Consider the following 9,784-nt stretch of genomic DNA (forward strand, 5'->3'; position numbering starts at 1 on the left):
CGACATCGCCAGTATAGCCATGCACCGCGGAGTTACCGCGTGCGCCTGATGCGTCGTCCTGCCTGGTGGTCGGTATTGCTCACGCTGATCGGAGTGCTTGTTTTCGCGCGTCTTGGCGTGTGGCAACTGCATCGCGCCGACTATAAAGAAGCGCTTCTGCGACGGTATGCCGCGGCGGCCAGCGCACCCATTCAAGCCTTCGATGCCGTGGCCGATCGCCCCCCCGCCGATGCGTATCCACGCGTGCATGTGGACGGCCATTATCGGGTCGACCGCGTGTATCTGCTGGATAACCCCAAGCACGACAGCATGGGTGGCGTGGAGGTCTACGTACCGTTCCAGCCGCTGGATGAGCAACGCCTGCTGATGGTGGATCTCGGGTTTCTGCCGGGCAACGGCACGGACAAGGCACCGCAATTGCCGCCGCTCCCTACCGATGTGCAGACCTTGCAAGGTCTGTATCAACCACCACCGGGTGCAGGCCTGGAGCTCGGCGGCAATGCGCTGGTGCAGCAGAAGCAATGGCCCAAAACATCCATCTACCTGGACCTCCATCAGGTCGCCGCTGACTTGCACGCTACGCTTTATCCACGTGTACTTACGTTGGATGCCGACCCGTCGGCCATCTATGTACGCGTGCATACGCTCGATCTTTCGTCCATGCCACCTGCAAGGCATCGCGCGTACGCGTATCAATGGTTTACGTTTGCGCTCGCGGCCATCGTGATTTTTGTGGTGCTACACCGTAAGCGCCGTAACCAGGGCGCCGAGAAAAAAAGAACCCAGGCATGAATACCTCGACCTCACCAAGCCAACGCGTAAGTCGCATGAAATTTCTGCTGGTGATCATGATCTTCGCCGTGCCGATCATCGCCGCCGCGTTGCTCAATCTCAGCGGCTGGCAGCCAAACGGCAAAGCGTACGGCGAACCCATCGTGCCGCAGCGCAATCTCCAGCAGGAGCATGTGCAGATCCGTCTGGCGGACGGCCATGCATGGGCATGGCGCGATACATCGCCACGCATGACGCTGATCGCCTTGGCAGGTCCCCATTGCGCGACGCATTGCATGGATGCACTCACCAAAATGGCCGCCGCGCGCATTACGCTCAACAGCAACATGGATCGCCTGCGTCTGCTGTATGTGGGCCAGGCGCCGGCCGATGCGGCAAGCAACGGCATGGAAACCTACTGGGCGATCGGTTCGGATGTGAACCAGCAATTGGCCGCGTATCGTCCGAGTGCGTCGGACACTGTCAGCGCACTGCTGGTGGAATCCGACGGCACGACGCTGGCGCGGTATCCTGTTGGTTTCGATCCAAGCGGCTTGCGCAAGGATCTGCAAAAGGTCATCCATTAATGAGTTTGCGCACCCGGAAAATCATTCCTTATCTGGCCGTCCTGGCGGCTGTGTTCGCCTTCGGCCTGGTGATGTTCGGCGCGTTCGTGCGGCTTTCCAATGCGGGGCTATCCTGTCCGGATTGGCCCACTTGCTACGGTAAGGCGACCTGGCCGCATCACGCGCAAGCCGTTGCGCAGGCGGACGCTGCGTTCCCCGATCGGCCCTTTGAGGCGGCCAAGGCATGGCGCGAACAAGTGCACCGCATGCTGGCCGGAACACTCGGTGTGCTGGTGGTGCTGCTCGCCCTGCTCGCCGCACGTCGCGACCGCGTGGTGATGTTTGCCATTGTGCTCAGTGCATTGTTTGCCGCCGTCGGTGTCACGCTTTATCTGCATGGTGAACGGGATTGGTCATCGGGTTTGGGGTTATTGGCGATTCTGCTGCCGACCGCCGGCGCATTCTGGTTGCGCGAACGCGCCGCCCTGAAAATGTCCGTGCTGGCACTGGCGGTGATCATCTTCCAGGCCATGCTCGGCATGTGGACGGTGACGTTGCTGCTCAAACCCATCGTGGTGATGGGCCATTTGCTGGGCGGCATGACCACCTTCGGCCTGCTGGCGTATGTCGCCCTGCGTGCCAGGGGACTGGGTACGCCCGATGAGCGCTATGCATCGCTGCGCCGTGCCGTGGTGTTCGGCATCGTGCTGCTCGCATGCCAGATCGCGCTGGGTGGATGGACGTCCGCCAATTACGCCGCGCTGGCGTGCGGAACGGATTTCCCGACCTGTCTCGGACAATGGGCGCCGCCTACCGATTTCCATCACGCTTTCGTACTGTCGCGGGAAATCGGCGTGAACTACGAAGGTGGCGTACTCGATATGGCAGCGCGCAGCGCTATTCAAATCGCCCATCGCATCGGTGCGCTGGTGGTGTTCTGCTATTTGCTATGGCTTGCCTATCGGCTGGTTCTCAACGGATTTCGCGTCGGTGGTATCGCCGTGGCTGTGGTGCTAGTCGTGCAAGTGCTGCTGGGCATCAGCAATGTGCACTTTGGCTTGCCGCTGCCGGTAGCCACCCTGCACAACGGCGGTGCCGCATTGTTGCTGTTCACGCTGCTGGCGAATTTTGCACGCCTGCAATCCTGGCGTACGGATGATGCAGGGGCGATTGCATGATCCAGGCGCGCGAGTATTTCCAGCTCACCAAGCCGCGCGTGGTCGCGCTCTTGGTGTTCTGCGCCGTCATTGGTATGTTCCTGGCGGTGCCCGGTATTCCGCCATGGCGTGCGTTGGTGTTCGGCACGCTGGGTATCTGGCTGGCATCGGGTTCCGCTGCCGCATTCAATCATCTGATCGACGAGCGCATCGACAAGCTGATGGCGCGCACCGCGCGTCGTCCGCTGGCGACGGGCAAGCTCAAAGCGCGACAGGTGCTGGTGTTCGCGATCATCATCGGCATCGTTTCGATGGTGGTGCTTGCCACGCAGGTGAATGTGCTCACCGCATGGCTCACCTTCGGCGGATTGATCGGTTACGCGCTCGTTTACACCGCATACCTGAAACGCGCCACGCCGCAAAACATCGTCATCGGCGGCCTCGCCGGCGCGATCCCGCCGGTGCTGGGATGGACGGCCGTCACCGGCGCGCTGCATCCCTTTGCGCTGCAGCTGTGCCTGATCATCTTTGTGTGGACGCCGCCGCATTTCTGGGCACTCGCCATCTTCCGCCGCGACGACTACGCGCGCGCGCAAATTCCCATGCTGCCGGTGACCCACGGCGTGCGCTATACGCGCTGGCAAATCCTGCTGTACACGATCCTGCTGGTGATGGTGAGCCTGCTGCCCTCCATCACCGGATACAGCGGCCTGATCTACTTCGGCGGCGCGCTGGTGCTCGGCATCGGCTTCCTGTACTACGCCATCCGCCTGATGAATCCACCCGACGAATACTTCGCCATGCGCACGTTCAAGTATTCGATCATCTACCTGATGGCGTTGTTTGCCTTTCTGCTGGCCGATCACTGGCTGATGTCGCCGATGCTGCATGGCAACGCGGTCAGAATTTCGTAATAGAAATTTTTTCGAATGCTGTTGACTACATGCTGGAGTGCTTGTAGCACGGCTCAATCGCGTGAAATTGGCGTGAATTTCGAAAGTTTTAACGCGCAAAATATTGCTCATTGACGAGTCTGCTGCCGTATCTGAGTATTTGCGCAGGGGGAGCGCACGCCCATCTATTTCAGCTAAGGGAATAGCTGCAGTCGCTCTAGGACGACTGTAGAACTCAGGGATATTTATGTCGGTTGAGGATGTGCGTGACGCGGAAGATACCCGCGATACGTCTGACACCGGGCTTGCATGTCTGACGATCATCGCTCGTCTGCATGGCATTCCGGTGGACCCTGCCCAGATGCGTCACGAATTTGCTGAGCCTGGGCGGCATTTCGATAGCGACCTTATTCGTCATGCATCAGTCAAGCTTGGGTTGAAGACCAAGCTCGTGAACGCTGATCTCGAGCGCGTGGGCTATTTGCCGCTGCCCGCCTTGGCGATAGATCCTGCCGGTGCGATGTATGTCGTTGCCCGTACCAACGACAAAAAGATCCTCATTCAGGACCCGCGTCATGGGAGTCCTCAACTGCTATCGCACGAGGAAGTGGCTGACCGGTGGTCTGGCCAGGTCATGCTCTTTACCTCTCGTGCATCGATTGCTGGAGAGCTTTCCCGCTTTGACTTCAGCTGGTTCATACCGGCGGTAGTGAAATATAGAAAATTACTGAGCGAAATTCTGATCGTTTCGTTCTTCTTGCAGTTGATTGGGCTTGCGACACCGCTGTTCTTCCAGGTAGTGATGGACAAGGTGCTTGTGCATCACGGTCTGACGACGCTCGATGTCATCGCGATCGGATTGCTCTTCTGTTCCATCTTCGAATCGCTGCTTAGCGGTCTTCGCACCTATGTATTCGCTCACACCACCAGTCGCATTGACGTTGAGCTAGGTGCGCGGCTATTTCGCCATCTGCTTTCCCTCCCGCTTTCCTATTTCAGGTCGCGAAGGGTGGGTGACTCGGTCGCGCGCGTACGCGAATTGGAAAACATACGCAGCTTCCTCACCGGTAATGCCATCACGCTCGTGATGGACGTTCTTTTCTCCTTCGTCTTTATAGGCGTCATGCTTTGCTATAGCGGCTGGCTGACGCTTGCCGTGGTTGCGTCCTTGCCTGTTTACGCCATGCTATCCATGACGCTGACGCCCGCGTTGCGAGCCAGGTTGCGTGAGAAGTTCAACCGAGGGGCGGATAACCAAGCGTTCCTGGTGGAAACTATTAGCGGCATCGACACCGTCAAGGCGATGGCGGTGGAGCCGCAGACCACTCGTCGATGGGACGGCCAATTGGCCGGTTACGTGGAGGCCGGCTTCCGCACGGTTGCATTGGGGACGGTCGCGAGGGAAGGGGTCAATTTTGTCGGCAAGCTGGTAACCGTCGCGACCATATGGATCGGTGCGCGGCTCGTCATCGACGGCGATATGACGGTGGGCCAGTTGATCGCTTTCAACATGCTCGCAGGCCGCGTCGCCCAACCCATTATGCGTATTGCCCAGCTATGGACCGATTTTCAGCAAACCGGCATCTCCATGCAGCGGCTCGGCGACATCCTCAACGCCCCCGGCGAGGTTAACAGCGGTAGCCGCAGCACCATGCCGCGGCTGGACGGAAGGATCGAATTGGACGCGGTGACATTCCGTTACCGACCTGACACGCCGGAAGTCCTGCACGGCGTAAGCCTCAAGATTCAACCCGGCGAGGTCATCGGTATCGTCGGCCGCTCAGGGTCCGGCAAAAGCACGCTCACAAAACTCGTTCAACGGTTGTACGTGCCGGAGCGCGGGCGCGTGCTTGTCGATGGCATGGATCTGGCGATGGTCGATGTTTCGTCATTACGCCGCCAGATAGGTGTGGTGCTTCAGGAAAATATTCTCTTCAACCGCAGCTTGCGCGAAAACATCGCGCTGACCGATCCCGGGGCGCCGCTCGATGCCGTTATCGCCGCCGCGAAATTGGCCGGTGCGCACGAGTTCATCCTGGAGCTTCCAGAGGGTTACGGCACCATGGTCGGGGAACACGGTTCCACGCTCTCAGGTGGTCAACGGCAGCGCGTGGCGATTGCGCGAGCGCTGATGAATAACCCGCGCATTCTCATTTTCGACGAAGCGACCAGCGCCCTCGACTATGAATCGGAGCGCATCATCCAGAACAACATGCGCGCTATCTGCCAGGGGCGCACAGTCATCATCATCGCGCACAGACTATCTGCCGTGCGCGATGCCAATCGAATCATCGTCATGGAGCGCGGCAACATCGTTGAAGAAGGCGGCCATAACGATCTTCTGCAAATACAAGCCGGCCATTACGCACGCCTGCATCGGTTGCAGCAGACATGAGTACACGAAGCATGCGATGGCTGGCCACGCGCGATCTACTTGGTCGCTACACCCAGGTGTTCCAGGCAGCATGGGGAATGCGCACGGCGCTCGATACCCCCGTGCGTCTTCGCCATGAAACGGATTTTCAGCCCGCCGCGCTCGCATTACGCGATAGCCCCATGCACCCTGCGCCTCGCTGGGCCATGGGACTCATCTGCGGCTTGCTCACCTTTGCCGTAGCGTGGGCGAGTTTTGGCAAGGTCGATGTCATGGCGACCGCCGATGGCAAGATCGTCCCGAACGGCGAGGTAAAAACCATCCAATCACAAGATACCGCGGTCGTCACCGCGATCCATGTGGTTGACGGTCAATCCGTCAACAAGGGCGATGTGCTGGTCGATCTGGATGCCACGGATGCCACCAGCAATGCCAGCGAAGCCCAGGCCGCGCTAGCGGCCGCCCGTGACGAGGCCGCCCGCGGACATGCTCTGCTGAAAGCCATCGACACGAACCGCCCTCCGATGTTGCCGCCTTCCCAGGATCGCGACGCTGCAGACCAAACAGTCCAGCAGCACGTGTTGGCCGGCGAGTACGCGGACTACGTCAGCAATATCCAGGAAATGGATGCCGACATCGCCCAGGCATCAGCCAGCCTGCACGAAACCGCAGCCGAAATCGGCAAGCTGGAAGGCACGCTTCCTATCGAAGAAACCAAGGAAGACGACTACGCAAAGCTCATTGTGAAGGGCTACGTAGGCCTGCACGACTACTACAACGAAAAGCAGGCCGTGATCCAAATGAAGCAGGATCTCGTGGAGCAGAAGGCCAAGCTGGTGGAGACCCAGGCAACCTTGGAAGCATCCAGGCGCAAGCGTGATGAATACGTTGCCCAAACGCGTCGCACCTGGCTCGAGAAAATCCAGGACGATGAAACCAAGGCTGCATCGTCTGCGGGGGACTTAGCCAAGGCGCGCGATCACGCTCGGTTGATGCATTTAACGGCACCCGTCGACGGGACAGTCCAGCAAGTGGCGATCCACACGATCGGCGGTGTCGTCAGCCCCGCGCAGCAGGTGATGGTTATCGTGCCAAACGGTCATCAGCTACTGGTCGAGGCCACTATCGACAATCAGGACATCGGCTTCATCAAGGAAGGCCAGCCAGCGGAAGTGAAGGTGGAGGCCTTTCCTTATACCCGATACGGAGTCTTGCACGGCACCGTCGTTCAAGTGTCGAACGATGCGAAGCAAGACGATAGCGACAAGAAGAAATGGGTGTTCACCGCACAGGTGGCTTTGCCGACGGACAGCATGATGATTGAAGGCAAGCAGATCCATTTGACGCCGGGTATGACAGTGACATCAGAGATTAAAACAGGGCGTCGTCGAATTATGAGTTACCTGCTGAGTCCGTTAATCCAGCATGCAAGAGAAAGTTTGCACGAAAGGTAATTAAATTTACGACAGGAAATGCCAATGATTAGGAACGTAGCTTTAGCTATTGTCTGGTTACTTTGTTCAAGCTGTTCCATCGCGAAAGATGGCAACGTCAATGCGGTTACGCAGAACGGTGGCGCGGCGAACGGTGCTAGAAGTCAGCCCAACGTTAAGGAGGCCGATAGCGAAGTGGGTCAGGAACATTTCTGTCGGCACGATCCAAAATCAAACCTGCCGTGCGCGAATACGGTTGTACCAGAGCCGAAGAATGTAGATGAGTTTTGGCAGAAATTTATGGCGCTTCTATCACCTGTGCGTGGGTACGTGCTGCCCAAAGATGCTGAGCGCGCATTCGGAATCCATTTTGCAAAGTCTTGGGTGGGGGGTGATGGGCATCGCATTTCGCAATACACGGGAAGCGGCGCGTTGCCCTTGAGTATTCAACTGGACAGCTACCCAGCGGGATTTCTGAGGCAAATATGGCAGCGCGACCAGGGGGAATTAAGTCGACCACATTCGATCCTTAATATATCGGGCGGGAACTTTGGTTGTATCTCAGTTCCTGAGGCCGAGAAAAAAATGGCTAGCATTGGATTCGTAGTTCAAGGCTCAATTATTTATAAATTCATTGGGCTTGGCCGATCTATAACAATTTTGGGTGATCCCAATCGGCCGACCACGATAACTTTGTATTACGGTCAAGCGGTGCTTGCTGAGCCATGTGTTCTATCCATCAGAGTGGACGCTTACAAATAGCAAGCGACGCAGTGAGTGAATCTTTTCAAAATCACAAAAAAGGTCAATGGAGCATATATGACTAACCCAACAATCAATGTGCAAAATTTCGAGAATGCGGTGGGAAATAACGCATCGCTTATGGCGATGATACCGATATTTAATGAATCGCCAACGCTGGTTAATTTGATAAACAGCTTTGACGCCAACTCAACCTTGGTCACTGGTAATCAAATAACCATAGGCAGTACTAATCAAGATCCCGTTAATCAGAGTACCGGAGATAGTACGGCGACGATCGAATCCTCACTATTTACCGGGTTTGACCCTTCGACCTTCAATATCTCCACTAATACTGGCATCGAACAAGCAGAGTTGGTTGCAGTCGAGCTAGGTCACGAGCTTGCGCATACCGTAGACCCAAATGCTCAATACACTTCGGACCCTACTAGCTTAGCCGAGGGTGTTTCTTACGATGAGAACGCTGAAGCGATTGCTTCAGTATCTTCGTTTAATGTCGCGAATGAGCTCAATAGCTTCAACACGACACAGTATGGGGAGGGATTCGATACTCAGAACGCCAATGATAATTCAGCTATGCAGTCGGCACTTTCTGCGACAACTGTCGGGAATTATCAAAGCTTGCAAGATGCGCAGATTGCCACTGCCGAAAACGTCATATCGCAGCCGACTTACATGCCGTCGGGCATGCAAATTTCATATTCGCAGTACCTTAATGATGGCGTGGCTGTGCAGTTGTGCAATGAATCTTCTTCGACCATAAATTCTGTAAATTTAAATAGCGGAACGATCAATTGGAATGGTGTTACCTCTAGTAATTTTTCGTTAACGATGGATGCAAATGGCGATGGAGGATGGACGCTGAATGCATCGGGTATTACGGATGTTAGCGGGAATACATATAGCATCAATGCTAATTCTGGCCCGACTCAAGGCTCTGGGCTGACACAAACTAATCAATGTGTAATCAATCAAACTGCGCCGTCCGGTCAGCAATCTGGATACATCTTCGGTCAGGGGGTGAGCGATGGTTTAAGCAATGCATCTCTTCTCGTAGCCCCCGATACCAGCGCTGAACTTACGGGCACTGGTGATTCCTCAACTGTGAGTAGCGGTAGTAGCGCAACAGTCACAAATACCAATAATACGATCAACATGGACGATGGGTCGACGTTGCTCGATACCGCAGGCACGGGTAACGACACGATCAACGCCGGAGCCGGCGATACGATCCAGATCAGCAACGATGGCAGTAGTTATACCGACACGATCAATGCCAGCGGTGACGCTGGCATTACGCTGGACTCCGGGTCAGCGCTGGATGTCGCGGGTAGTGGCAATACAATCACCACCAGCAATAGCGACACGCTGACGGCCGGCGGTGACACGATCGACGCGGCGAGCGGCGACACGCTGTCACTGAGCGACGCGGGCGGTGTACAGAACACCATCGACGGGAGCGGCTTCACGATCTCGGAGAACAATGGCTCGGTGGCCTTCGACGGCAGCGGCACGCTCAGCGGCACGGGCAATACGCTGGAGGTGGATGCTGATAGCGTCGCGACGGTAGCAAACACCAACGACACTATCGACATGAGCAGCGGTTCTTCGCTGATCGATAATTCCATCCACGGCGGCGATACGATCAATGCAGCGTCGGGCGACACAATCCAGATCAGCAACGGCGGTTATTCGGATACGATCAATGCCAGCGACGATGCGAGTATCACGCTGGACGGCGGCGCAGCAGCGAATATCGTGGGTAGCGGCAACGGCATCACGGCGGCCGGCGACAACACCATCACGGCGAGTGGCGATGCCATCACCG

At 56.8% G+C, this 9,784-nt stretch carries 8 protein-coding genes; all 8 read left to right on the forward strand.

The window, feature by feature from the left end; genetic code table 11:
- The first annotated feature begins 39 nt into the window (after nucleotides 1–39).
- Nucleotides 40–792 carry an SURF1 family protein gene (locus DWU98_RS21110; protein WP_115497564.1) on the forward strand — a complete coding sequence of 251 codons (753 nt, stop codon included), beginning with the start codon at nucleotides 40–42 and terminating at the stop codon, nucleotides 790–792.
- Complete coding sequence (locus DWU98_RS21115; protein ID WP_115497565.1) at nucleotides 789–1,358, forward strand: hypothetical protein; 570 nt, start codon at nucleotides 789–791, stop codon at nucleotides 1,356–1,358. Before DWU98_RS21110 ends, DWU98_RS21115 begins: the two co-directional genes overlap by 4 nt.
- Complete coding sequence (locus DWU98_RS21120; RefSeq protein WP_115497566.1) at nucleotides 1,358–2,515, forward strand: COX15/CtaA family protein; 1,158 nt, start codon at nucleotides 1,358–1,360, stop codon at nucleotides 2,513–2,515. Before DWU98_RS21115 ends, DWU98_RS21120 begins: the two co-directional genes overlap by 1 nt.
- Nucleotides 2,512–3,408, forward strand: coding sequence for a heme o synthase (gene cyoE / locus DWU98_RS21125; protein ID WP_115497567.1), 897 nt, complete (start codon nucleotides 2,512–2,514; stop codon nucleotides 3,406–3,408). Before DWU98_RS21120 ends, cyoE begins: the two co-directional genes overlap by 4 nt.
- A gap of 226 nt (nucleotides 3,409–3,634) precedes the next feature.
- Nucleotides 3,635–5,782 (forward strand): type I secretion system permease/ATPase, encoded by a 2,148-nt coding sequence (locus DWU98_RS21130; RefSeq protein ID WP_115497568.1) that lies wholly within the window; start codon nucleotides 3,635–3,637, stop codon nucleotides 5,780–5,782.
- Nucleotides 5,783–5,859: 77 nt separating this feature from the next.
- Nucleotides 5,860–7,215, forward strand: a complete 1,356-nt coding sequence (locus DWU98_RS21135) for an HlyD family type I secretion periplasmic adaptor subunit (RefSeq protein WP_158545146.1) — start codon at nucleotides 5,860–5,862, stop codon at nucleotides 7,213–7,215.
- A gap of 24 nt (nucleotides 7,216–7,239) precedes the next feature.
- Nucleotides 7,240–7,956: a hypothetical protein gene (locus DWU98_RS21820; protein ID WP_147293405.1), complete on the forward strand. Its 717-nt coding sequence runs from the start codon at nucleotides 7,240–7,242 to the stop codon at nucleotides 7,954–7,956.
- Nucleotides 7,957–7,971: 15 nt separating this feature from the next.
- Nucleotides 7,972–9,784, forward strand: a 1,813-nt coding sequence (locus DWU98_RS21825) for a beta strand repeat-containing protein (protein ID WP_147293406.1), incomplete at its 3' end; no start/stop codon positions are given.

The sequence above is a fragment of the Dyella monticola genome (assembly GCF_003363155.1).
In the GTDB taxonomy this organism is placed as follows: Bacteria; Pseudomonadota; Gammaproteobacteria; order Xanthomonadales; family Rhodanobacteraceae; genus Dyella_B; species Dyella_B monticola.